The sequence below is a fragment of the Shewanella sp. GXUN23E genome, assembly GCF_050865035.1.
In the GTDB taxonomy this organism is placed as follows: domain Bacteria; phylum Pseudomonadota; class Gammaproteobacteria; order Enterobacterales; family Shewanellaceae; genus Shewanella.
On the sequence record NZ_JBOZWP010000002.1, the window covers coordinates 15,464 to 41,115 of the forward strand.

21 protein-coding genes are annotated in these 25,652 nt (G+C 56.2%); 15 read left to right on the plus strand and 6 right to left on the minus strand.

The annotated features are described in order from the left end of the window. Positions 1–4: 4 nt before the first annotated feature. Positions 5–1,744 (plus strand): ArnT family glycosyltransferase, encoded by a 1,740-nt coding sequence (locus tag ACRRUX_RS02275; RefSeq protein WP_432526781.1) that lies wholly within the window; start codon positions 5–7, stop codon positions 1,742–1,744. Positions 1,745–1,922: 178 nt separating this feature from the next. On the opposite strand, the gene ACRRUX_RS02280 is transcribed toward ACRRUX_RS02275, so the two are convergent. From ACRRUX_RS02280 to ACRRUX_RS02290, 3 genes are all read right to left on the minus strand, one after another. Next, positions 1,923–2,891, minus strand: coding sequence for an NAD-dependent epimerase (locus tag ACRRUX_RS02280; RefSeq protein WP_432526783.1), 969 nt, complete (start codon positions 2,889–2,891; stop codon positions 1,923–1,925). Positions 2,892–3,172: 281 nt separating this feature from the next. Further along, the gene (locus ACRRUX_RS02285) at positions 3,173–5,224 is read right to left on the minus strand and encodes a PhoX family protein (RefSeq protein WP_432526785.1); all 2,052 of its coding nucleotides are present in this window, start codon (positions 5,222–5,224) and stop codon (positions 3,173–3,175) included. A 123-nt stretch (positions 5,225–5,347) separates the two neighbouring features. Next, the gene (locus tag ACRRUX_RS02290) at positions 5,348–5,869 is read right to left on the minus strand and encodes a hypothetical protein (RefSeq protein ID WP_432526787.1); all 522 of its coding nucleotides are present in this window, start codon (positions 5,867–5,869) and stop codon (positions 5,348–5,350) included. Positions 5,870–6,409: 540 nt separating this feature from the next. On the opposite strand from ACRRUX_RS02290, the gene ACRRUX_RS02295 reads away from it, so the two are divergent. The 13 genes from ACRRUX_RS02295 (at position 6,410) to ACRRUX_RS02355 (ending at position 20,415) form a co-directional block, all read left to right on the plus strand. After that, complete coding sequence (locus tag ACRRUX_RS02295; protein WP_432526789.1) at positions 6,410–7,315, plus strand: Tim44 domain-containing protein; 906 nt, start codon at positions 6,410–6,412, stop codon at positions 7,313–7,315. A gap of 227 nt (positions 7,316–7,542) precedes the next feature. Next, entirely contained in the window at positions 7,543–8,340 is a 798-nt protein-coding gene (locus tag ACRRUX_RS02300) for an arginine N-succinyltransferase (protein ID WP_432526791.1), read from the plus strand. A 482-nt stretch (positions 8,341–8,822) separates the two neighbouring features. Then, entirely contained in the window at positions 8,823–9,719 is an 897-nt protein-coding gene (locus ACRRUX_RS02305; protein WP_432526793.1) for a VOC family protein, read from the plus strand. Beyond that, complete coding sequence (locus ACRRUX_RS02310; RefSeq protein ID WP_432526795.1) at positions 9,716–10,591, plus strand: CoA transferase subunit A; 876 nt, start codon at positions 9,716–9,718, stop codon at positions 10,589–10,591. Before ACRRUX_RS02305 ends, ACRRUX_RS02310 begins: the two co-directional genes overlap by 4 nt. Before the next feature lie 11 nt (positions 10,592–10,602). Continuing rightward, positions 10,603–11,439 (plus strand): CoA-transferase subunit beta, encoded by an 837-nt coding sequence (locus ACRRUX_RS02315; protein WP_432526797.1) that lies wholly within the window; start codon positions 10,603–10,605, stop codon positions 11,437–11,439. Next, positions 11,436–12,410, plus strand: a complete 975-nt coding sequence (locus ACRRUX_RS02320; RefSeq protein ID WP_432526799.1) for an enoyl-CoA hydratase — start codon at positions 11,436–11,438, stop codon at positions 12,408–12,410. Before ACRRUX_RS02315 ends, ACRRUX_RS02320 begins: the two co-directional genes overlap by 4 nt. After that, entirely contained in the window at positions 12,407–13,555 is a 1,149-nt protein-coding gene (locus ACRRUX_RS02325) for an NAD(P)H-dependent flavin oxidoreductase (RefSeq protein ID WP_432526801.1), read from the plus strand. Before ACRRUX_RS02320 ends, ACRRUX_RS02325 begins: the two co-directional genes overlap by 4 nt. A 1-nt stretch (position 13,556) precedes the next feature. Continuing rightward, the gene (locus tag ACRRUX_RS02330) at positions 13,557–14,327 is read left to right on the plus strand and encodes an enoyl-CoA hydratase family protein (protein ID WP_432526803.1); all 771 of its coding nucleotides are present in this window, start codon (positions 13,557–13,559) and stop codon (positions 14,325–14,327) included. 21 nt (positions 14,328–14,348) lie between these two features. Further along, positions 14,349–15,500 carry an acyl-CoA dehydrogenase family protein gene (locus ACRRUX_RS02335; protein WP_432526805.1) on the plus strand — a complete coding sequence of 384 codons (1,152 nt, stop codon included), beginning with the start codon at positions 14,349–14,351 and terminating at the stop codon, positions 15,498–15,500. Between the two features lie 8 nt (positions 15,501–15,508). Further along, positions 15,509–16,702, plus strand: a complete 1,194-nt coding sequence (locus ACRRUX_RS02340; protein ID WP_432526807.1) for an acyl-CoA dehydrogenase family protein — start codon at positions 15,509–15,511, stop codon at positions 16,700–16,702. After that, complete coding sequence (locus ACRRUX_RS02345; RefSeq protein ID WP_432526809.1) at positions 16,699–17,856, plus strand: acetyl-CoA C-acetyltransferase; 1,158 nt, start codon at positions 16,699–16,701, stop codon at positions 17,854–17,856. Before ACRRUX_RS02340 ends, ACRRUX_RS02345 begins: the two co-directional genes overlap by 4 nt. An 80-nt stretch (positions 17,857–17,936) precedes the next feature. Further along, positions 17,937–18,815 carry an SDR family oxidoreductase gene (locus ACRRUX_RS02350; RefSeq protein ID WP_432526811.1) on the plus strand — a complete coding sequence of 293 codons (879 nt, stop codon included), beginning with the start codon at positions 17,937–17,939 and terminating at the stop codon, positions 18,813–18,815. A gap of 1 nt (position 18,816) precedes the next feature. Further along, on the plus strand, positions 18,817–20,415 hold the full coding sequence (locus ACRRUX_RS02355) for an amidase (protein ID WP_432526813.1): 1,599 nt from the start codon (positions 18,817–18,819) through the stop codon (positions 20,413–20,415). Positions 20,416–20,593: 178 nt separating this feature from the next. Here ACRRUX_RS02355 and ACRRUX_RS02360 read toward each other — a convergent pair whose 3' ends face one another. The 3 genes from ACRRUX_RS02360 to ACRRUX_RS02370 all read right to left on the minus strand — a co-directional run bounded on the left by ACRRUX_RS02360 (position 20,594) and on the right by ACRRUX_RS02370 (position 24,439). Next, complete coding sequence (locus tag ACRRUX_RS02360) at positions 20,594–21,148, minus strand: cytochrome P460 family protein (protein WP_432526814.1); 555 nt, start codon at positions 21,146–21,148, stop codon at positions 20,594–20,596. Positions 21,149–21,507: 359 nt separating this feature from the next. Next, positions 21,508–23,040 (minus strand): DUF1302 domain-containing protein, encoded by a 1,533-nt coding sequence (locus tag ACRRUX_RS02365; RefSeq protein ID WP_432526816.1) that lies wholly within the window; start codon positions 23,038–23,040, stop codon positions 21,508–21,510. Between the two features lie 13 nt (positions 23,041–23,053). Continuing rightward, entirely contained in the window at positions 23,054–24,439 is a 1,386-nt protein-coding gene (locus ACRRUX_RS02370) for a DUF1329 domain-containing protein (RefSeq protein WP_432526818.1), read from the minus strand. Positions 24,440–24,863: 424 nt separating this feature from the next. On the opposite strand from ACRRUX_RS02370, the gene ACRRUX_RS02375 reads away from it, so the two are divergent. Beyond that, positions 24,864–25,649 (plus strand): SDR family oxidoreductase, encoded by a 786-nt coding sequence (locus ACRRUX_RS02375; protein WP_432526820.1) that lies wholly within the window; start codon positions 24,864–24,866, stop codon positions 25,647–25,649. The last annotated feature ends 3 nt before the right edge of the window (positions 25,650–25,652 follow it).

Sequence of the window (25,652 nt, forward strand, 5' to 3'; positions counted from 1 at the left end):
GCAAATGCAAGCAACTAAAGGTTCTTGGTGGGACAGTGATGATTATTTCACTGTGCTGTGGATGCTTATCCTGTTCACTCTGGTAGTGATGGCCATTGGTATCGGATTTCGCTCTCCCTGGCCAGCCGATGAACCCAGATTTGTCGAAGTGGCCCGGGAAATGGTGGATTCCGGCCGTTGGTTGTTTCCCACCCGGGGTGGTGAGTTTTACCCTGATAAACCGCCTGTGTTCATGTGGTCCATCGCGCTGTTTTACAGCCTGACCGACAATCTCAAACTGGCCTTTCTGCTGCCTAATGCCCTGTGTGGGCTGCTGACCGTCGTGCTGACCTATGATCTGGGCGCTCGATTGTGGAATGTGCGCACCGGTCGCAACGCCGCGCTGCTGCTGATGCTGGTGCCGCAGTTTCTGATGCAGGCCAAAAATGCTCAGATAGATGCCATGGTAGCCTGCTGGATCATGCTGGGGATTTACGGCTTGCTGCGGCATTTTGCCCTTGGTCCCAACTGGCGCTGGTTTTTTATTGGCTGGGCGTTTATGGGGCTTGGGGTGATCACCAAAGGAGTGGGATTTCTGCCTGCGCTGATGTTACTGCCGCTGGGGTGGCTGGGCTGGCAGGCGCATAAGGGCAAGATAACCATACCGGCCCATACCTGGGGCTGGAAAGTCTGGCTTGGCCCGGTGGCAATGCTCGCGGTGATTGCCTGCTGGCTTGTCCCTATGGTGCTGGCAGTCACTGCTGATGGTTCACCTCAGGCGCAGGCTTATATGAACAATATCCTGTTTAAACAAACCGGCGAGCGTTACGTCAATGCCTGGCATCACCACAAACCCTGGTATTTTTTCGTGGTGGAGGTAGTTCCCTGGTTATGGTTCCCGGCGTCTTTGCTGCTTCTGGCTTATTGGCGTGAAATCGGCCAAAAGCTGAGACAGGATCCCTGGGTGTTGACTTTGCTGGTGTGGGTGGTGCTGGTCATCGTGTTTTTCAGCATCAGTCCGGGTAAGCGTAATGTGTACATATTACCGGCGCTGCCAGCCCTGTGTCTGGCGATCGCCGCAAGTATCAGCGGACTGCCGGTTAAAGCCTGGGTCGATAAGCTGATAGGTGGTTTGCTCTGGGCGCTGGGCGCCCTGGTTCTGCTGGCAGGAGTGCTGACCTGGTTTGAGTTGCCTGCCATTGTGCGCAAACTGGCTGACTACACCGAAGAGACTGCCCCGGTGGCGCTGCTGTTTATTACCCTGGGGCTTGTCTGGCTTGTGCTGCTCTGGCTGCTGCGTCAACAGGGCGCTTTGCTCAGGGCTGGCATGGTCAGTTTGCTTGCCTGGCTGCTGGTAGGCACCTGGGGCTATCTGCTGCTGGATACCATGCGCACCCCCAAGGCGCTGATGGCTCAGGTGGCTGAGCGCATTGGCCCGGATGGGCAGTTGGGGCTGGTGGATTTCAAGGAGCAGTTTATTTTGTTCTCGCCCATCGATATCACCCATTTCAGTTATCTGGCTCCCGTGGATGAGCAGGCCCGCAATGCCTGGCAGTGGATGCATGCCCCCCATCAGGGCGTGCGTTATATTCTGCTGCCGGAGAATGATAATTTGCCCTGTTTTGACATGAGTCAGGCGCAGGTTGTGGGGCAGGCGCACCGCCGCCTGTGGTTGCTGCTGCCGCAGCAGGCAATGCTGGCTGAATGTGACGCTCCCAAAACAGAAGCCGTATTCCACACCCGGATCAATGCGGTGGTGATGTAAGCCGAATACAAGGGCTTAGATAAACGGTTTTTGCCAAGCGGGCCTGGCGGGCCCGCTTACTGTTTGAACCAAATCATCCGATCCCATTTACCCACTCTACACTTGGTGTCAGATTTTCATCCGTTCTGGACTTTGTGATGCAGTAGGGGCATTTGGCCTGAGTGCAGACTGCCTGCACTCAGGCCTGATAGAATTGCCGATACCAGGCAACAAACCGCGCTATACCTTCAGAAAGTTCTACATCAGGGCGGTAACCGACTTTTTCAAACAAGGCCGAGGTGTCTGCCCAGGTGGTCATCACATCCCCGGGTTGCATCGGCTGCATGTTGATTATCGCGTTAACTTCCAGCGCGGATTCCAGTGCCCTGACAAAGTCCATCAATCGCACCGGCTGGCCCCGGCCTATGTTGTAAATTGCAGCGGGGATAGGCTCTGCTGAAGGCGCGTTCAGTAACCGGACAATGCCTTCCACTATGTCATCTATGTAAGTAAAGTCGCGGCTGAGCTCGCCATGGTTATAAATATCAATGGGCTCAGCTGCCAGTATCGCCTTGCAGAACTTGTAAATCGCCATATCCGGTCGCCCCCAAGGGCCGTAGACGGTAAAAAACCTCAGCCCGGTGCAGGGAATGCCATATAGCTGCGCGTATGAGAAGGCCATCAGTTCGTTGGCTTTTTTGGTGGCGGCATACAGGGAAACCGGGGAGTCAGTGATATCGGTTTCCTTAAATGGCACCTTATCGCTGTTGCCATACACGGACGATGAAGAGGCATAGATAAGATGTTGAATGCCGTGGTGACGGCAGGCCTCGAGGATATTCAGGTGACCGACCAGATTACTGTCGGCGTAGGACATGGGTTGTTGCAGAGAATATCGTACGCCGGCCTGCGCCCCCAGGTGGATCACCTGGTCGAATTTTTCATTGGTAAACAGTGCCTGGATGGTCTGGCTGTCTGCCAAATCAGCTTTAACAAAGCGAAATGCCGGAAATTGAGCCAGTTGTTGCAGTCGGGCCTGCTTGAGGGAGACATCATAGTAAGGACTGAGATTGTCCAGACCCACGACCTCTGCTCCCTGAGCAATTAACCGCGTGGCGGTATGATAGCCGATAAAGCCTGCTGCACCTGTGATAAGGATTTTTGTCATTGTAGTTCTCAATGTCTGGTTGTCAGCGCTGGGTTGTCCGTGTCGGGAAGTGGGTTTCTTCTGGACTATTGCGAGGCTAATCAAAGTCTTTGTCACACTCAAGCACAAAACCGCTGTTTTTTTGATTCATTTGTCCGCGGTTTTTTGTATCAAATATCCTCAACCCACAAACCTTTACAGAAAGGTGCTTTTGTACGGTAATAGATGCAAGTTTAGATTATTAGTGAAAAATATTGAAGGCCCGCATGTGCGGGCCTGTTTGAGTTGCAGGGGAAAATTCGTTAGATCCCCACTTCACCGCCATCGTTTTTGGTAAACACTACGGTGGCCGCTCTTGGGCGAACTGTCTGCCCGCCGGGAGTGGCTTCGGCAGCGTTGGCGGAATATGGCCAGTTGCCCGGATGCTGGATGTTGGCAAACATATTTTTGTAATCCGGCGTCATGGCAAAACCTGTGACTTCACAGCCGTTGGGGCCCACGAAGAACCGGCGCAGCTCGGTTTGGTTACCGGAGCTTATTACCTGTTGCTTGCCGTTGGCATCCATCAGCGTTGAGGGTACGACCGCCAGCATCTGGTCATTGGTGTAAGAAGTCACCTCATCAGCACCATTGTCGGTCAGCACCCACATAATGCCCCTTGCATCAAACGCCAGGCCGTCCGGGCTTGCGAACTGATTCAAATCCGTCAGCCCAGAGCGGTTGGTATCGCTGTCAGCATTGTCAGATGAGCCAAATACAAAGATATCCCAGCTGAATTCTCCGGCGTTTTCACCTTCATCCCAGCGAATGATATGACCGAAGTTGTTTTTCAGCCGTGGATTGGCTGGATTGGCTTCGGTGCGCTTGCTGTTGTTGGTCAGTGTCAGATAGGCACTGCCGGTAAAGGGATCGACCGCGCACCATTCAGGGCGATCCATTTCAGTCGCACCCAGCGCATCGGCGGCGCCTGCCGTGTTGAGAATGATGGCGGCCAGTGACGGGAAGCTGTCAGCCAGGGTTTTGCCATCCTTGGTGACTGAATCCAGGGTCAGCGGCAGCCATTGACCTGTGCCGTCGGCATTGAATTTCGCCACATACAGGGTGCCTTCATTCATGTACTTGTCACCGGTTGCCAGACGATTGGCTGGATTGGCGTCAGTCGGATCCCAGTTTGCCGCGGAGACGAATTTATACAGATATTCAAAGCGCGAGTCGTGACCCGAATAGAAAGTGATGGGTTTACCTGCTTCGAGTTTACCAAAGGTACAGCCTTCATGGCGAAAACGTCCAAGGGCAGTACGCTTTACCGCACGGGTATTGGGGTTGTATGGATCGATTTCGACGATATAACCATGACCATTGGCTTCATTGCGGTAGTCCTGAGCGGCGCTGCCGGCAAAAGGCGTGACATTAAAGCGGGTGAATTCATCCAGCGACTCATCGGCATGGCCGGCCAGGGTGTCCCAGCGATAGTTGGTATTGCTGGTGGATAACCCGATACGCGCCTGATCGTCGGTCAAATCGCCACGATTGACAAAGTAACCTGGCCAGTTCTCTTCACAGGTCAGGTAGGTTCCCCAGGGCGTGTAGCCGTTACCACAGTTATTGAAGGTACCACGGGACTGGCTGCCGTCGGGTGAGAAGCGGGTCTCCAGATAGGCAGAATACGCCAGCGGACCGGCAATATCGATACTGGAGGCGCCTGTAATGCGGCGATTGTGGGGATCATTTTTTACCACCTGCCATTGATTGCCGCTTTTGCGGATGCGCACTACGGACACGCCGTGTGCATAGATTTCCTTGCGCACTTCATCGACAATTGTACGTTTGCCACTTACTACCGTGGCGCCATTTGGATGCAGGGCTTTGAGATCCAGATACTCATGATTGATCACCAGCAGGCCATCCTCGCTGCTGCCATCTAGCGGGAAGTAATGCATGCCATCGTGGTGCATGCCGACCGCATTGGCCTGATCTTCTGCGGTATTGCTGCCATCTGATTGCCACTCTGCCGCTTTGTCATTGAGTGGTGTGCCCCAGGGCGCAAGTACCTGAGCACTGTATCCTGGAGGAATGGCGACCGCATCGGTCAGCGAACCTTCGATGGAATTAAACCCCAGTTTGACACTGGCCTGAGTTGGAGGTGGCACGGGTAAAGTGGGGGCCGGGCTGATGACAGTTTCGGTGCCTGAGTTGCAAGCGGTTAATCCCATGCCGGCAAAGGCGGTCATGGCACCAAGTCCCAATCCGCCTTTGACAAAATTGCGGCGCGAAAGATGCTGCTCCAGCACCTGATCAAACGTTTGGTTGTTGCTCTGGTTATAACATTTTGGATCGTGGGTGGCCTTACTCATTGTATAACTTCCTTAGGGGTTGATGCGTTCAGTGAAATAGTTAATTCAAAAAGACGCAAAACATACTGGAAGCCATAAATGACAATAACATGGGAATTTGATGACAGAATTGTTGTGTTCTGCTCAGCAGTTATCCAGATACAGCTGCGGCGCCAGGTGCAGCGGCGCACCGGATGCCTGTTCCACTTTGGTGTAAATCAACATACAGCCCTGCCACCATTGCTGTGGCTGCATCTCTGAGGGGTACAGAATAATCTGGGAATCCAGCCCTTCACCACTGACGCTCAGGGAAAGGTGGCTGGCAAGTTTGGTCACACAAATGGCATCAGTGGTTTTTTCAATGCTGCAATCCGGCAGTCCCATCAGTGTCAACATAGAGCGCGGTGACGGATAGCCGTTCAGCAGATTGACTTTTATGCCATCCATTTCAATTGTTTGTTGGTCCTCGGTTTTACCCTGTAATTTGGCTTCACCAACGGCGGCCTGATAAGTGGCCACAAATAGCTCCTGATATTCGAGCAGTAACGTGGCTCTGGATTTCTCCCGGGTGTCAGCCAGCAACAACCAGGCAAGAATACCCATCACCAGCATAATCATTAAATATCTGGCGAACATCATAGGTTGTGGAAACTTTGGCTGCTTCATGGGGATTCCTCAGAATTGAACTCTGTTAAAGATACCGATAAAGCGAGATCCAACCAAGCGATGATGTCATCGGAATAACATTCAGATTAGCGGCATGCCCAATAAAATGTTTCCCACCTGGGTTTGGTATTGGACTACGAAGCCTGCTGATTACCCGTGTTAACAGGGTATCCCGCTCAGTTAAGTCAGTGTATTCAAGGCAAGTGCTCGAAGGTCTGTGGCCGATGGTAAATATGACCGGCAACCCCCGGGGGTTTTTCTTGTGCTGTCACTTCAGTGACATCCGCGTAAGCGTTGCTGACAAAGCCGATGAAACCCCAGTGATTGCCGCGATCCTGGATGATGACAGTGATTGTCTGCTGTTTTTGCCCTCGGCCAAACGGATGAACCGCGCTTTTTGTGATTCCTTTACATCCTGCGGGCAGGCGGCGCGGCAGCAACCTGCGCAATAAGAGGGGTAACACTTTTTAACGATCTCAGGCTTGCTACTGGCAGACAGCTTCAATACCATGCGTTTTCATCTTAAATACAGGAAGATATATGAAGAAGTTATTGACCCTGTTTGCCATTATTCTGTCCGTCAGCCTGACGGTGGTCCCCCATGCAGAGGCCAAGCGCATGGGTGGCGGCAAGTCCTTTGGTAAAACCCATAAAACCGCGCCGGCGCAACAGCAGCAGATGCAGCGCACCGACAGCATCCAAAAGCAGGGCGCAACCCCACAGAGCGGTGCCAAAAAAGGCCTGATGGGTGGCATGCTCGGCGGTTTGCTGGCCGGTGGTCTGTTGGCGGCATTGTTCGCCGGTGGCGCCTTTGAAGGTCTGCAGTTTATGGACATTCTGATTATCGGCGTGCTGGCCTTTATCATTTTCAAAATCATTAAAGCCATGATGGCCAAAAAGGCGGTCAATCATCGTCAGCCGCAGCCCGCCTACGCCGGCGGGGCGCCGGGGAATATGCGCCAGCAGGCAGATATTCATAACGGCAATTTCGGCGGTAACTTTGGTGTCAATACTGGCGGCAATGCGGCCAGTGACAGCTTCCAGTCACAGGCTCAGACCAGCGATGTGCCGTTTAATCTGCCATCGGGCTTTGATGCCAACGGCTTTGTGAATCGTGCCCGCGATCATTACATGCAGATCCAGCGCGCCTGGAACAGCAATGATCTGGCCAAAATCCGTGAATATGTCTCTGCCGATCTGTATCAGTCGCTGGTGGCCGAGCGTGCCAACACCCAGGGCGAGCTGCAGAATCAGATCCTGTTCGTTAATGCCCAACTGGTCCGCGCCGATTACACTAAGCAGCTGGCAGAGCTGAGTCTCAAGTTCAGCGGTCGTTATAAAGAAACGCCGCAAAGCACGGAAGAAGATATTCACGATATCTGGCATCTGGAGCGGGATTTGACCAAGCCCAATGCGCCATGGCTTATCGTCGGTATTGAAGCCTGACTCAATGCGTAATGCGTGACCCAAGGTCCGATCCAATGCGTCACTGAGCACCAGATGTCACACCTTAAGATGCCCCGGACTATCCGGGGCATTTTTTTGCGGCAGGAGTTTTTGCAAATTGGCGGATTTGCTGGCTAACATGGAGCAATTTTCGCATTCATATTTGTCATTGTGATCAGCACAGGGACAAATACCGGGCAGGTAAAGGGATAACTTGGGGGCGCGGCATGACAAAGGGTAAAACAGGATTCAGCGGATTACAGGTTCTGGCAATCATATTGCTGGTTATCCTGCTGACCATAGGCGCGACCTACTGGATAGTGCGCACCTATATTTTCCCCTCACCATTTACGCCTGTGGATCTGAGCGAGCAGGAAACCCTGGTGCTTGATACCAAGCTGGCGCAGCTGGGATGGCAGGGCGGGGCTTCAGCGGCTTCCGGTTCACATCATCCCGTTTCACAAAATCCCGGTTCACACAATCGCAGTGCGCAGGCTGGCAGCAAACATAGTCAGGACAAGGCACAAGCTGATGGCGATACCGCCAGCTCTGGTGCGGGATCCTCGGTCTTGCCTGCTGCAAACTCAACCCATGAGGTTGCCGTGCCTCAGCCCTACAGTGAATCCGGCCTGTCGCGCAATCTGGTGTTCAGTGAGCGGGAAGTGAATGCCATAATCGCCCGCAACCCGGATTTTGCCACCCGGGTTGCCATTGATTTCAGTGATAATCTGGCCAGCGCCAGTATCCTTATTCCTGTTCCCACTGATTTTCCCATCATGCCCGGGGAAACCCTGAGGGTGAATACCGGGCTGAATATCTCGCTGGATGCCAATAACCGCCCGGTGATTTCGCTGGCGGGGATCAGTTTGATGGGCGTGCCGCTGCCCAACGCCTGGCTTGGCAACATCAAGCAGGTCAATCTGGTGGGGGAAGTGGGTGATCTGGGTTTCTGGAATACCTTCGCCGATGGGGTTGAGAGTATTGCGGTGAATGAAGGCGAGCTGAAAATCACTCTGAAGCCCTGAAGCCCTGAAGCCCTGAAGCCCTGAAGCTCTGAAAGAATTGAAAAAATTGAAAGATTGAAAGATTGAAAGATTGAAAGATTGAAAGCGCCGGGTACACAGGAACAAGGGGTTATGGTGCCCTTGTCTGCGCGCTTTTCTCTATGCACCATTTTCTGCGCACCATTTTTTGAGCACTGTCCTTCCAGCATAGTCTCTAGTGAATAGTCTTTAGTGAATGGTCTTTGATAAAAGTCTTTGTTGAATAGTTTTGGTTAACTGGCGCCTTTGGTGTACTGGCTCTGGCAGAAGCTCAGTATTCCATGCCCGGCTTGCAGCTTTCATTAACCTTATCGCCTGCGTTTTCTCATCTTTTTTCCCGGCATACTCGCCTGTCTGCAGTGCAGCACTATTTCCCTCTCTACGACGTTAGTCTCAACGGACGATGAGTCTGTTGCGCGCGATTTCCATAATCACTCCAATCAAAGAAACCGGAGGACGGGATTATGGATATTCGTGCATTGGGCTATTTCGTCGCCCAGACTGACGACCTTACTCAGTGGCAAGCCTATGCCGAAGATGTGCTGGGGATGATGACATCACCGGCGCCCGGCGGCGGTTTGTATATCAAGATGGATGAGCGTCCTTTCCGTATGCTGGTGATCGAAGGAAACGACAAACGCTATCTGGCATCCGGTTGGGAGTTGCCTTCCAAGGCGGCCTTCAGTGCAGCGCTGCAGACACTGGCAGCCCATGATGTGCCGGTTGAGCTTGCTGGCAGGGAGTTGTGTGCCCAGCGCGGGGCTCAGCAACTGGCTGTTTTCAGCGATCCTGCCGGTAACCGCCACGAGATTTACTGGGGCTATTTGTCTGACTGTGAGCCTTTTGTTTCGCCACAGGGGGTAAAAGCGTTTCTGACCGGGGAGATGGGTTTGGGCCACACGGTATTGCCCGCGCCCAATTTCGACGCCACCTATGAGTTTCTTACCGAGGTGATGGGCTTTGGTCTGTCGGATATTTACCACTTCCGGCCCGGCCCGGACGCACCCGCCGTTCGCATTCACTTTATGCATTGCGCCAATCCCAGACACCACAGTCTGGCGATCTGTGAGTTCCCGGTTCCCAGCGGCTGCGTGCATGTGATGGTGGAAGTGCCGGATATGACCGAGGTCGGCCGTGCCCATGACAGGCGCATCGCCCATCAGGTGCCGCTGTCTGCCACTCTGGGGCAGCATCTGAACGACAAAATGACCTCGTTTTACATGAAAACCCCATCGGGGTTTGATCTCGAATATGGCTGCGGCGGCCTGCAAATGGACTGGCAACAGCACAGTGCCTTTGAGTTCACCAAAGTCAGCATCTGGGGCCACGATTTCAGTGTGGGTCAGGGAGGCGGTCAATGAACAAGCTGACGACCACGGCCCAGATGGTGGCCCAGCTGCGCGACGGCATGACCATAGGCATAGGCGGCTGGGGGCCCAGGCGCAAGCCGATGGCGCTTATCCGCGAAATTCTGCGCTCGGATCTGAAAGATCTCACCATAGTGGCCTATGGCGGCGCCGATGTCGGCATGCTGTGCGCCGCGGGCAAGGTGAAGAAACTGGTGTTCGCTTTCGTGTCTCTGGATTTCATTCCGTTGGAGCCGTTTTTCCGTCAGGCCAGACAGGCCGGTGAGTTCGAGGTGATGGAGATCGATGAAGGCATGATGCTGCTGGGGCTGCGCGCAGCCGCCTGGGGCTGTCCCTTTATTCCAACCCGTCTTGGACTGGGTACCGATGTGCTGACCCATAACCCGGAGATCCGGGTGATCGACAGTCCCTACGATGACAGGGAATGGGTGGCCATGCCGGCGCTCAAACTGGACGCCGCGCTGCTCCATGTGGATAAAGCCGACCGCCGTGGTGTGTGCCAGATAAACGGCCCGGATCATTATATGGATGACTGGTTTGCCCGTGCCGCCCAATCGACCTATGTCACCTGCGAGGAGCTGGTGGATCCTGCCGTGCCGCTGAGTGACGAGAGCGCCCGCCGGGTGTTCTGGGAGCGCAATCAGACCACGGCTGTGGCCTGGGTGCCGGGCGGGGCGCATCCGTCCTCCTGCGCGCCCCTGTACGGTTTCGATACTGCCCACTTTCATGAATACAACCAGTTTGCCAAAGAAGGCGGCTTTGCGGCCTATGCCGACAAGTACCTGAGCGCCGCCGATGAAGCCGCCTATCAGCAAAGAGTCGGCGGCTCGGATGCCATTCGCAAACTGGCGCTGGCCAGCTACTGAGGAGCCCTGTTATGTCCCACGCCCAATACAGTCTGGCAGAACTGATGATCTGTGCCTGCGCCGGGGCCTTTGCCGAGGATGGCGAAGTGCTGGCGACCGGCATCGGGGTGATCCCCCGTCTGGCCGCCAGTCTGGCGATGCTCAGCAATAATCCGGATCTGTTGATGACAGATTCAGAAGCTTTCCTGCTGTCCCGTCCCAATCCCATTGGCAAACGGGATAAGGAGTTTGTTCAGGCCAATGAAACCTGGATGGGTTTTTCCCGCATTTTTGACAATGTCTGGGGCGGAAAACGCCATGCCATGGTGGGCCCGACTCAGGTCGATCGGTTCGGTCAGGCCAATATTTCAGCGCTGGGCAGCGATTATCGTCGTCCCAAGGTGCAGATGCTGGGAGTGCGTGGTTTTCCCGGCAACTCCATCTGTCATGCCAACTCGTTTTTTATTCCCGATCACAACCAGCGGGTATTTGTCGAAGGTGAGTGCGATCTGGTGTCATCCATCGGCTATAACCCGGCGCGCCTGCCAAAAGGCTACCGGCTGGATGAAATTGATATCCGCCTGGTAGTCACCAACCTATGTGTAATGGACTGGCAGGGACCGCAGCATCAGTTGCGGCTGCTCAGCCTGCACCCTGGCGTCATGCTTGATGAGGTAGTGGCCAACACCGGCTTTGCCATTCATGTGCCGGACTGTCTTAAGGGTGACATCCCGGTGACCGCCGCACCAACGCCCGAGCAGCTGGAGCTTATCCGCAAGCTGGACCCACACAATATTCGCGCCGCTCAGTTAAAGGGGAATCCGCCGGGAGTGCGCGCCGCGGTGCAGACTATGGAGGCCCTGGCATGAGTCAAGCTGCAGCGTCACAGACGCCAATTCTGCTCGATGAGGTAGTCAGCTACAGCGTCAGCGACGGCATTGCCACTGTCACCATGGTTCGTCCTGAGTACCACAACGCCCAGAATTCACGCATGACCTATGCGCTGGATAAGGCGTTTCGGCTGGCCTGTGATGACGATGAGGTAAAAGTGATCATTCTGGCCGGCAGTGGCAAGCACTTTTCTGCCGGTCATGATATCGGCACCCCGGACAGGGATGTGGATAAGAGTTTTGAGCGTGCCAGCCTCTGGTATGACCATGTCAACAAGCCCGGCGGCGAGTTTCTGTATGCCCGGGAGCAGGAAGTGTATCTGGGCATGTGTCGCCGCTGGCGCGATATTCCCAAGCCGACCATCGCCATGGTGCAGGGCGCCTGTATAGCCGGTGGGCTGATGCTGGCCTGGGTGTGCGATCTGATTATCTGCTCCCATGACAGTTTCTTTCAGGACCCTGTGGTGCGTATGGGTATTCCGGGAGTGGAGTACTTCGCTCATGTGCATGAGCTGAATCCGCGGATCGCCAAGGAGTTTCTGTTTCTCGGTGAGCGCATGAGCGCCGAGCGCGCCTATCAGATGGGGATGGTCAATCAGGTGGTCGCCAGGGATGAACTGCTTGCCCATACCTTGAGTGTGGCAAAGCGCATTGCTGCCATGCCACGGCTTGGGCTGCAACTGACCAAGCAGGCAATTAATAATGCGGAAGATCTGATGGGCAAACGCAGCACCATGGATATGGTGTTTGGTTTGCATCACTTCGCCCATGCGCACAACCAAGCTGTCAGTGGTGATCGGCTGGCGGGCTTTGATGCCAGGGCCATGGCCAGTGCCAATCAGCAAAGCGCCAATCAGCAGAGTCTCAGTCAACAAGTTGCAGCTCCGCACAACACCAGTGGGCTTAATGGTTCATGGCAGGCAACCGGCGTGTCAAGGGAGGCCGAATGAACGAGCACAGTTTTGCCTGGCCGACAGAGGTCACCCGGCGTTTGGGCTGCCGTTATCCCATTATTCAGACCGCCATGGGCTGGGTGTCCGATGCCAATCTGGTGATCGCCACCACCCGCGCCGGCGGTTTTGGCTTTCTTGCCGGTGCCACCATCGCGCCTGAGGCGCTGGAATCAGAAATTGAGCGGGTCATTGCCGCTGTGGGCAGCAGCAACTTTGGCCTTAATTTTCACATGTTTCAGGAAAATGCCGCCCAGTGCGTTGAGCTTGCCATTAAGCACAGGCTCAAAGCCGTGAGCTATGGCCGTGGGCCAGATAAAGCAACCATAGCGCGCCTTAAAGCCGCCGGGGTGCTGTGCATTCCTACTGTGGGGGCGGTGAAACACGCCATCAGGGCGGTGGAGCTGGGCGCGGATATGATCACCATTCAGGGCGCAGAAGGTGGCGGGCATACCGGCACTGTGCCGTCATCCATTTTGCTGCCTCAGGTGCTGGACGCTGTGTCTGTGCCTGTGATTGCCGCCGGCGGTTTTTCCACCGGTCGCGGACTGGCCTCGGCGCTGGCGGCAGGCGCAGCCGGTATCGCCATGGGCACGGCATTTCTGATGACCCGCGAATCGCCAACGCCAGAGCAGACGCTGGCGCGCTATCTGGCGGTGACCGACACCGACAAGGTGCGGGTGACCCTGGCCGTCGATGGCATGCGCCATCGCATGATAGACAACGAATTTATTGGCCGCCTTGAGCGCTCATCCTCCCTGGGCCGTCTTGCCATGGCGCTTGGCAGTGCCTGGCGCTGGAAGCAGGACACAGGCATGACCCTGTCGCACATGGTCAAGGTGCTGGTGCAGGCGCTGAGAGACGATCCCGGCGCGCTGTCGCAGGTGGTGATGTCGGCCAATCAGCCGGTGCTGCTGCGCCACTCCATGGTGCAGGGCTTGCCGGATGCGGGCATTTTGCCCTCGGGGCAGGTGGCCGCAGCCATTAACCAACTCACCAGCGTGGATGAGCTTATCCGGGGTATTGCCGCCCAGGCTGACACCTGCTTAGGCGCGCTGCTGGCGTCCAGGCAAAACCCACCAATTAACGCGGATGGGCAGCAGGGCGCGGCATCGCACCCTCATGCTGCCCGGGAGGCAAGTTGAGATGACCCAACAAACACACAGCCACACGGCCTTTTCGACCTTGCTGGATAACGGCATTGCTGAACTGGTGATCAATAAACCACCGGTCAATGCGCTCAGCAGCCAGGAATGGCTGGCGCTGGCACAGCAAATTGACACCCTGGGCAATAACCCTGAAGTGCGGGTGCAGGTCATTCGCGCTGAGGGGCGCGGCTTTTGTGCCGGAGTGGATATCAAGGAGTTGGATGCCTTTCCTGAGCGGATCGTGGCGGTCAATGCCGGTAACTACAACACCTTCAAAGCGGTGCACCGCTGTCCTGTGCCTGTGATTGTGGCGGTGCACGGCTATGTGCTGGGCGGCGGGATAGGCATTACCGGCGCCGCCGACATAGTGGTGGCATCAGACTGCGCCAGCTTCGCCCTGCCGGAGGTGGATCGCGGCGCCATGGGCGGCGGCGCACATTTGCAGCGGCTGTTTCCAGTGCAGAAGGTACGCTATCTGTTTTTCACCGGCGAGGCCATCAGCGCGCCGGAGGCATTTAAGTACGGCTTTATTGAGCGCATCGTGCCCCGGGAGCAGCTGCGCGATGCGGCGCTGGAAATCGCCGCGCGCATTGCCGCCAAGAGTCCGGCGATGATCAAACTGGCCAAAGAAGCGCTCAATGGCATTGAGGATGGCAATCTGGAAGATAAGTATCGCTGGGAGCAGGGCTTTACCCTGCAGGCGTATCAATCGCCTGATTCCGCCGAAACCCGCCGTGCCTTTGTCGAAAAACGTGACGTTCAATTTTAATAACAGGGACAGAAAAGCGATATGGAACTGACCTTTACAGATAAGCAGCAGGCGTTTCGCGCCGAGGTGCGCCAGTGGCTTAAAGACAATCTGCCCACCACACCCCTGGCCAGCTATGACACTGCCGAAGGGTTTGAGCAGCACAGAGCCTGGGAGCGCAGGCTGTTTGACGCACGGCTGTCGATGGTGATGTGGCCCACTGAGCTTGGCGGCCGGGGTTGTGACCTGATTGAATGGCTGATTTTTGAAGAGGAATACTATGGCGCCGGCGCGCCGATGCGGGTGAATCAGAACGGTCAGCTGCTGCTGGGGCCGACTTTGATGGAGTTTGGCACCGGGGAGCAAAAGCAGCGTTTCTTACCCAGAATGGCCGCCAGTGATGATATGTGGGCTCAGGCCTGGTCTGAGCCCAATGCCGGCTCTGATATGGCGGCGATCAGTGCCCGCGCCATCCGTGATGGCGATGAGTATGTGATCAACGGGCAGAAAACCTGGTCTACCCGCGCCATTTATGCCGACTGGTGCTTTGGCCTGTTTCGTTCCGATCCTGCATCGAGCCGTCATCACGGCCTGAGTTTTTTGCTGGTGCCACTGGATGCGCCCGGAGTGACGGTGCGGCCAATCAAGGCACTGAATGGCAAACAGGCGTTTGCCGAGATATTTTTCGATGATGTGCGTGTCAGTGCCGCCAACCGCATTGGCGATGAGGGGCAGGGCTGGCATGTGGCCATGGCCACCGCCGGGTTTGAACGTGGCTTGCTGCTGCGCTCGCCGGCGCGCTTTCAGCACACGGCGCAAAAACTGGTGCAGCTGTACCAGGCTCATCAGCCCGGCGGCAGGCTGGATCCCTCCCTTGCCACCCGGGTCGCCAGCGCCTGGTCCGATGCTCAGGCTTATGCACTGTCGGCCTATTACACGGTCGGGCGTCTTTCCCGCGGCGAAAAAATTGGCGCCGAGTCCAGTATCAACAAGATTTTCTGGTCCGAGCTGGATCTTCGTATGCATCAGATCGCCATGGACATTCTCGGCAGTCGCGCCGAGCTGACCGATGAGCAGACCAGTGACTGGCTGGACGGTTTTCTGTTTGCTCAGGCCGGGCCGATTTATGCCGGTGCCAATGAAATTCAACGCAATATTATCGCCGAGCGGATGCTGGGCCTGCCCAAAGGCTGAGGTGCACTATGGATTTTACTTTCACAGATGATGAACTGGCATTTCGCGAAGCCATCAGCCGCTTTTTGATGACAGAAGCGGCGCCGGAAACCTTGAGGGATGTGTGGGAAACCGATACCGGACGCAGTCCTGAACTCAGAAGGCGGATCGCTGAGCAGGGGCTGACGGCACTGTCTGTGCCGGAACACTGCGGTGGTCTGGGGCTGAATGATGTGGCCTGGTCACTGATGACCCAGGAGCTTGGCTATTACGCCATACCCGACTCCATGGCCGATACCGCCTGTGTCGGCGCGGGGTTGCTCAGTGCCTTGCCGGCAAGCGGCCGGCGCGATGCCTGGCTGGCGGCTATTGCTGATGGCAATCTGCGCGTCGCGGTTGCCCATGGCATCAATCCTCTGGTGGCTGATGCCCATCTGGCGGATGTGCTGCTTGTCTGCCATCAAAATGAATCCGGCGAGGCAGAAATTCACGCGCTGGAGCGGGCACAGATCGATGTGCGGCAGGCCAGCAGCATCGACTCGTCGCGGCGCCTGTATCACATCAGCTGGCAGCCTTCATCCACATCACTGCTGCTGAATGGGGAGCTGGCTGAGGGGCTTATCGCCGATACCCTCAATCGCGGCGCGCTGGCCGTCTCAGGTCAGTTACTGGGACTGGCTCAGCGCATGCTGGATCTGTCGGTGGATTATGTCGCCCAGCGCAAGCAGTTCGGTAAGCCTATCGGCAGTTTCCAGGCGGTCAAGCACCATCTGGCTGATGTCGCCAGTGCCATTGAGTTTGCCCGCCCTGTGCTGTATCGCGCGGCTTATGCGCTGGCTAATCAGCAACTGCCAGCATCTACAGGCTCGAGCTCAGGCACAACAACTGCAACCACAACTCAGACGCTGATTGACCTGTATGTGTCTCAGGCACGTCTGGCCTGCGCCAGTGCGGCATCGCTTGCGGCGCGTCACAGCATTCAGGTGCACGGCGCCATGGGCTACACCTGGGAGGTGGATCTGCAGATGTTTATGAAACGCAGTTGGGCGCTGACCAGCAGCTGGGGCGATGGCAATTTCCATCAGGCGCGTGTCAGCGACATGCTGTTTAATCAGCTGGCAAGCCAGGATCTCATTGGGCCACCTTTTACATTCGGTGATCAGAGTACTTTTGGAGATCAGTCTGCCACAGTCAGCCACTCAGCAATTGGAGCGCAGTCATGAGCCAGGCCTATATTGTCGATGCGCTGCGCACCCCAACCGGACGGCGCAAGGGCAGTCTGGCGGACATGCATGCCATGGATCTGGGCGCTGCTGTGCTCAGCGCGTTGGTGAGCCGCAATGGGATCCCGGCTGAGGATTATGATGATGTGATTTTCGGCTGCGTGGATACCATAGGCTCGCAGGCGGGCAATATCGCCCGCACCAGCTGGCTGGCCGCCGGTTTGCCACTCAGTGTGCCGGGTACCACAGTCGATCGCCAGTGTGGCTCGTCCCAGCAGGCGCTGCATTTTGCCGCCCAGGCGGTGATGAGTGGCACCCAGGATGTGATTGCCGTAGGCGGCGTCCAGACCATGACGCAAATTCCAATTTCATCCGCCATGCTCGCCGGACAGGCGTTGGGATTCAGCACTCCCTTTGCCGGTTCAACAGGCTGGCAGCAGCGCTTTGGTGATGCGCCTGTGGATCAGTTTTACGCGGCCCAGCGGATTGCCGAACACTGGCAATTAAGCCGCGCCGACATGGAATTCTTCGCACTGGAGAGCCACACCCGGGCATTGCATGCCATGGCTGCCGGTTATTTTGAGCGGGAAATCGTGCCAGTGAATGGTCTGACTCAGGATGAAACCCCCAGAGACACTTCGCTGGAGAAAATGGCGAGTCTCGAACCGGTATCGGCTGAATATCCGGCCATCACAGCGGCGGTGGCGAGTCAGACTTGTGATGGTGCGGCGGCGCTGTTGGTGGTGTCCAAAGCGGCGCTGGAAAAATACCATCTGCAGCCAAGGGCGCGCATTCATCACATCAGCGTGCTGGGGGACGACCCCATCTGGCACCTGACCGCACCGATCGCTGCCACCCGCAAGGCACTGGAGAAAACTGGCATGACAGTGGCCGATATCGATCTGTTTGAGGTCAACGAAGCGTTTGCCTCGGTGGCGCAGGCCTGGATGAAAGAGCTGGGTGTGCCCCATGACAGGGTTAACGTCAACGGCGGCGCCATTGCTCTTGGGCATCCACTGGGGGCGACCGGCGCGCGGCTGATGACAGGTTTACTGCATGAGCTGGAGCGGCGCGGTGGCCGGTTTGGTCTGCAAACCATGTGTGAAGGTGGCGGGGTTGCCAATGTCACCATCATTGAGCGTCTAACAAATTGATTCAAATGTATTTCCCAATGTAAAAATGAGCGGCATTATGCTGCCTGAAAACATTGGATAGAGAACGCAGGGAAGAGAATATGGGGATTTGTAACGGACGTACCGTGATCATCACCGGGGCCGGCGGCGGCCTTGGGCGCGCCTATGCGCTGGCGTTTGCCGCTGAAGGTGCCAATGTGCTGGTCAATGATATTCGCGCCGACGCTGCGGCCGCTGTGGTGGATGAGATAGTCACTCAGGGCGGCCGGGCGATCGCCAACAGTGATGATATTACCCGGCTGGACAGTGCCGGGCGGATTGTTGACGCGGCGCTCAGCGCCTTTGGCGAAGTGCATGTACTGGTCAACAACGCCGGGGTCTTGGCCGATCGCATGTTTGTCAGCCTCACCGAGGAGGATTGGGATAAGGTGATGCAGGTGCACCTGCGTGGTCATTTCTGTCTTGCCAACATCCTTGCCCGGCGCTGGCGCGATGCGGCCAAGGCCGGTAAGCACGTGGATGCGCGCATTATCAATACCAGCTCGGGTGCAGGGCTGCAGGGCTCGGTGGGGCAGGCCAATTATGCTGCGGCCAAAGGCGGCATTGCCTCGCTGACGCTGGTGCAGGCTGCCGAGCTTGGCCGTTATGGTATTACCGCCAATGCGTTGGCTCCGGCGGCGCGCACGGCCATGACCCAGGCCGCGATGCCGGATGTGGTCAAAGCGCCGGAGGATGACAGCTTTGATCTCTGGTCTGCCGATAATGTCGCGCCTTTAGTGGTCTGGCTGGGCAGCAGTTTATCTGCCGAGGTGACCGGCCAGATTATTGAAAGTCAGGGCGGCCGGATTTCGCTGGGCGATGGCTGGCGAACCGGTGAGACGCTCGACAAGGGCGCTCGCTGGCAGGTGACTGAAATCGGTGAGGCGATGAGCCAGTTGCTTGGCCGGGCGCAGCCGGCGCAAAAAGTGTGGGGCAGCTGATATGAACAACTCATCGAAGCACAAAACTGCTCACGTTAACAGCAACGAAAACCTAGACAGCCGTCGCCGCAACCTGCTTAAAGCCGGTGGCGCCATGGGCGCAGCGGCCATCTCCGGGCTGTCTTTAAGTACCCGTGCCGCCACCCATTTGCCGCTGGCTGAGTATGACGATTGGGACATGACCACTCAGGCGGAGCTTATCCGCGCCGGTGAAGTCACGCCACTGGAGCTGTTTGATGCCGCAACGGCCCGCTTTGAGGCGCACAGAGATCTGAATCTGATTGCCGTCAGTCACCTGGATGTGGCGCGTGATCAAGCCCAAAACATGAGTCAGGGGGATGCAGCAGCAAGGGCTAAAGCCAGCGCGGCGGCCCCTTTGTACGGTGTGCCCTTTGCGCTTAAAGATCTTGGCATCAAGGTCAAAGGCACAGTCACCACCAATGGCTGTGAGTTTTTCAAAGATGATGTTGCCGAGCATGACTCAACCCTGACCCAGAGGTATCAGGCGGCAGGGCTCAATATTCTGGCTAAATTAACCAGCCCGGAATTTGGTCAGACGGCCACCACAGAGTCGGCGCTGCACGGCAACACATTAAATCCCTGGGATAAGCGCTGCTCCAGCGGCGGTTCCAGCGGCGGCTCTGCGGCAGCGGTGGCGGCGCGTATTTTACCGGCTGCTCATGCCAGTGATGGCGGCGGCTCTATCCGTATTCCCGCGTCACACTGCGGTATTTTCGGGTTAAAGCCCAGTCGCGGGCGTATTCCTGTTGGGCCGGATATCCTCGAAGGCTGGATGGGACTGTCGGTTCACAATGTGGTCAGCCGCTCGGTGCGGGACACGGCATTGCTGATGGAGCTGACTCAGGGGGCGGAGCATGGCAGTCGGATCACCCAGGTCGATGGTGAGTTTTTAAAGGTACTGGCAAGACCGCCCAAGGGGCTGCGCATCGCCATGATGCAGCATCACCCGTTCGGTTTACCTGTGCATAAGGATTGTCTCACTGCAGTCAGTGCGGCGTCGACTTTGCTGACCGATCTTGGTCACTCGGTTGAGCTCGCCTTTCCGCAGTTGCCTATCGAAGCCATGTATACCGGGATGGGCGTGACCACAGGCTCAGGCGTACTGCAAACCGTGCAGGCGCGCGAGGCGAAGCTCGGCAGACAGGCCAGACAGGATGAGTTTTCACCCATCGTCTGGGGCTTTATGGAAAAAGCCAAAGGTTACAGCGCCCAGCAGGTATTTGCTGCCCGCAGTGCCTTTGATCTTGCCGGCCGTCGCTTCGATGAGTTTTTCAGCCAGTATGATGTGATCCTGGCGCCTGTGACCGCCGCGCCGCCGCCTCAAATTGGTGAGCTCAGTCTGTATCAGGGATACGACAGCTTTGTCGCCAATGTCATCAAGGCATCCCCCATTACTGCGCTTTTTAATATGACAGGCCTGCCGGCCATGTCAGTGCCGCTGCACTGGAATGGGGCCAATCTGCCCATAGGCGTGCAGTTTGCTGCCGGTTATGGCAACGAAGCCCTGTTGCTGGCGCTCGCTTCCCAGCTGGAGCAGGCATCCCCCTGGGCGCAGCGAAAACCGCCGCTGATAAGCTGATTACTCAGGCGACCAGCAGAAACAAAAAATCTCCCATCGGGAGATTTTTTTATGGCAGTAACCGGGCTGACGCTTTGCCAGTGGATTCGTTCAGCTTTCAGAGAAAACACCATTAAGGCTCAGACAGACGGCAAATGCCCTTCGCTGCGCCCTTTATCTAATCCCTTTCCCCGAACCATCAATGGGATACGCCTGTGCTAGGGAACCGGGCCGGTTCGGTAAAGACCCAATCATTGTCTTTCACCGGTGTGTGGCAGGCGATACAGCTTTGATTGCCCTCATTAAAGGGCGTTTGCGCCATGCCGAGCCAGCGGCCGAATCCCCAGCCGTAACTGTCCTGAAATCGTTTGCTGTCTTTAAACATAAATTCAGTGTGTACCAGTTCACCCGGCGCCACGGCCGCAGGCCAACTGGGCAGTGCGGTGGCTTTCCACACCACTTTGCCGAGCACCGCGCCATCGGGCCAGGGTAAGGTGTGTCCCTGACGCGCGGCTTTGATGGCAATATCATTGCCCAGGATCACCCTGAGCGTATTATTGTCGGTGCGATGGGAACTGGCGATCACAGACCAGTTCTGCCAGCCGGCAGGATAGGCGATCTGATTCGAATCTGCGGGTATTACCAAGGCCTCATCACCTGCCGCATGGGCCACAGTGGATAAAGTCAGAGTGGATAACGCGATGCCCGCCCAAATCGAAGTTCTGGTTTTGTGTGATCCTGTGCTCTGCTTCATGGGTAATCCTTCCTGATGTTGATGCAAACTGATGATGTACGACGTGATGATGTAATGTGTTGATGCAATGCGTTTAAGTAATGTAATGCCTTATCGGGGCCTGATTGGTTCTTGGTAGGAAGCGGATTGTGTTGCCATGAGCAGCACAGCGGCACAGAACAGCAGCGCCCTTTAACTCATGACAAGGCGCGAAGCCTCAAATCCGTCCCGGATATGCGTGAATTGGCTTGTTTACCTGCTTGTTCAGTTAAGCCTAACCTGCGCAAAAAACAATCCCTCCAAAGTTGCAAAGCCAGCACTGATGGATTGATGGCAAAAAAAAGCGACTCAATCGAGTCGCTCAAGACACAGCACTGAAATCAGAATGCCCATTTGGCACTGAAGGCGATGTAATCACGATCGGCCAGGGTGCGCTGCTGGTAGGCTTCACTCACATCCGGGTTACCGAAGTAGCCGACGTACTGCAGTGCCAGCTGAATGCCACTTCTGTGGTGGGTAAATTCCGCGCCAATGCGGCCACGGTAATCGCCTTCACCGCCGACACCACCGGTAATGGTGCGACCGGAAAGCTGATGGGAGTAACCCATGGGAATGCCCAGATCCCAGGATTCTGTGATGCCGGGATATGACAGAATGAGTGAAGCACCGACGGCAAAACCATGGCCTGTGTAGTACAGGGTGTCGCTCGGCGGCACGACCATTTCCAGGCCGGTGGGCGAGCGGGCTTCGGCGTCCAGAATGTCGGTATAGGCGCCTTCAATGGTCAGGTTGACCGATTCCGCCAGCCAGCTGCGGCCAAAGTTCACAATCGCGTTGAGGTTGGTCTGTAAAATCTCCCCACGGGTAGCCAGCGGCCCAACCATGCTGGAGACCAGCACAGGTGCGCCGTCCTTGTAGGTAACTTCCGACGCAATCGAAGCCATACCAGCGTTGGTGGAGAAGGTGGCGCCATACAGATCGATATCATCGAAGTACACCACATTGTATTCCCCCAGTGCCATGTTATAGGCGGGCACATAGTTTTTGGTAGGATTGATATCCACCATGGGAATGCGGTCGGCATAGCTCAGGTAGTAGAAACCCAGCTCAGACACATCGGTCACCCGATAGCGCACCCCGGCGCCCCACTGACCGGATTCATCCGGCAGCACGTCTGGTCCGCGTGGCCCGAAGGCACAGGAGCCATCAGGCATGATCACCAGACAGTAGGCGCCATTGCCCACCGCTTCTGAGGTGCTGAGGAATGAACCAGGCTCAGGCACTATGGTTTCCTGCCAGTTAAACTGCCAGTGGGCCATCAGCGACAGCTCTGGCGTCATTTCGAGCTGCATCGAGACCTGATCTTCCGGCAGCAGGATGTCTTTGACTTCAGTGCCGGGCACTGCGGACTTGATGCCATCGGACGGGCCCTGGGCCAGTGAAATACTGGGGAAGAACAGACCTTCGCCCCAGGCCACGACATGGCGACCGACACGAATATCGGCAAAACCGGTTTCGCCGAAACCAAAGGTGGTATAGGCGTACAGATCCAGCAGACGGGTGTAGCCGCCATGGTATTTCTGCACCGCATCGCTGAATTTATCGTCCTGATAAACATCGTCGTAGAAGGTTGAACCGGAGAACACCAGGCCGTTTCCGCCCCAGCGCAGATGCCCTTCAAGCAGCAGATATAAGCCGTTTCCGGTCAGATCGCCTTTATCGAAGTTGCTGTTGCCACTGCTCTTGAGTGCTGGGTCCGCATCTTCCATGCGCACGCCAGCGGAATAGGTCAGGGTGCCTTTCCAGTCGAGGGTGACATCCTCACCCAGTTCGATGGTTTCTGCCGCCTGCAGATGAGGCGCAGCCAATGCAGAGAGCAACGCCAGCGACAACACACTTTTATTGAAATTCATGCCTGTGCTCCCATCAGTGGCTCATGCGGCGCAGGGCGGCCGGGGTGAAGTTATGGGCTTCCAGATCGCCCTTGTTCAGCACAGGAGCCAGTTCGCGCTCCTGAAACAGGTTGTAGCCCACGTAACTGCCGGTGGTCAGATCGTGGTAGAAGCTGCTGCCGGCCTCAAAACTTTCTGCATCGTAGGCGTAGTAGTAATTGATGAAGGCGTGCTGCACCAGTTCGTCACGGGTGTCGTAGAAATCGGAAATCACCGCGTGCCAGCTGTCCTCATCCAGATACATGGTGCGGCGGCCATACTTGTGGCGATACTCTTCCTTCAGCTTGCCTTCCAGCACCCATACCCGGCGCAGTTCATAGCGCATAAGTTCAGGCTTGGCGTGATTGTTGGTCAGCAGTTCGGCATATTTCACGTCAGGCTGATGCACCTTATAGGCATTGGCCGGAATATAGATTTCCTGGCGGCCTTTGGTGGTCCATTCATAACGCTCAGGGGAACCGTTCATCAGACGGTCAGAATCCAGGGTCAGTTTGCCGGAGGTGCCTGCCAGCGGGGTATCAAAACCATATTCGGGCAGTTGGCGCACGCGGCGGGTGCCCGGGTTATAGTTCCAGGCCAGTCGCTTGTCGCGGGCGAAGTTCATCGGCTCAGAGGAGACTGTGGCGGTCCCCTTATTGCGCACCGGCAATAATGTCGCGGTATAACTCAGGGCCATTACGCCGCCCACAGGATCACCGACATTGTCCGGATGATTGGGCAGATTCAGGCCCCAGCCATCGGCCCGTCCCCAGGAGATGTCACCGTTGGAGCTGACATCTGCAATATCGCGAATAGTTTGATAAGTGTATGCGCGATAAGGGAAGTTATGGTTGGCCAGGATTTCCATGGCACTGGCGGGGTCCGGGATAGGAAACGGCACCGCGCCCTTATAACCGGTAAAGCCGAAGCCATCGTCAATCAACTCGGCGGTGACGGCATTCTTTTTCATGGTGTCGCAGATGACATCGGGGTAACGAAAGTCCCGACGTCCCTCGTACACTGGCATTTTGAAACTGTCCGGGTAGCGCTCAAACATAGCCAGCTGACCAGCGGTCAGGTTGTCGGCGTATTGCTTGTAATTGCTGCCATCTATGGTGAATTTCGGCTTATCGTCGGGATAAGGGTCAACAGGGTGCTGGCCCACATGTAAATCGTATTTGACGTGTTCGGGTTTCCCCAGCCATTTGCCTGAATAGGCCGGGATAGTTCCGTTTGCATTGCCCGCGGCGATGGCGCCGGTACAGGTCAATTCATTCCCCAGTTTTGCTGCTTCTTCCGGTGATACTTTTGCCAGTGCATTGCCGCTTGTCACGGTCAGCGCGCCGACAAACAGGTGAGTCAACAGATGACTGTTCCTCATGCTTGCCTCCTTTGGACTTCAGCTTAACCCCGTAGTGTGTGCGAATTGGCCAGGAATGTGCCCCAGGATTTTTAAGGTCGCATCGAGATTGTCTGGCAGATAACCGGACGTTCAACCATGCGCGTAACCTTGTTTGCCTGCTGGCGGGAGCTCACTGTTTTTTGTTGTGCCCGCCAGTGCCATTGTGTCCTGTCCATATCGCCGCCCGGGACCCCCTAAGCACAGCGAAGATGGTTTAGTTATTGTTCAGGGACGATTCTTTGGTAAGCCAACCACAGCCGAATCGTCTGTTTTGACTAGGATAGATTTAGATTAAATGCTCTAGTTGCGGCTGGCCGCGAGGCTATCGTCCGCATTGACGATGAGGCTTTTTCTGCGCCATGACTCAATGTCACTCAGGAAAACTAACCGGATAGACAGAGCAATGATTCAGGTTCCCAACTATGTGGAAGGCCATGGTTTGCTTAACGGCAAATCGGTGCTGATTACCGCGGCAGCCGGTGCCGGTATTGGATTCGCCGCCGCCAAACGCGCTGCCGAGGAAGGCTGCCGAGCGCTGATGATTTCAGATATTCACGGCGGCAGGCTGGCGCAGGCCATTGAGCGCCTGAAGGCTGAAACCGGCCTTCAGGCGGTATTCGGCCAGTTATGTGACGTCAGTGATGAAGCTCAGGTGCAGGCGCTGGTTAATGCAGCACAAACTGCTCTGGAAGGGGTGGATGTGCTCATCAACAATGCCGGACTTGGCGGCCAGAAGTCAGTGGTTGAGATGACTGATGCTGAGTGGAGCCGGGTGCTGGATATCAGTTTGACCGGTACCTTTCGCATGACCCGCGCCATATTGCCTTTTATGCAACATCGTGGCCGGGGGGTCATTGTCAATAATGCCTCAGTGCTGGGCTGGCGCGCCCAGAAAGAGCAGGCCCACTATGCCGCCGCCAAGGCCGGAGTGATGGCACTGACCCGTTGCAGCGCGCTGGAGGCTGCACCTTTTGGTGTGCGCATTAATGCAGTGGCGCCTTCCATTGCTCTGCATGATTTTCTCAAAAAGGCCTCCAGCGAAGAATTGCTGGGGGAGCTGGCTGCCAGAGAAGCATTCGGCCGCGCCGCAGAAGTATGGGAAGTGGCCAATGTGATGATGTTTCTGGCCAGTGATTACGCCTCTTACATGACCGGCGAAGTGGTGCCGGTCAGTTCCCAACGAGCCTGATCT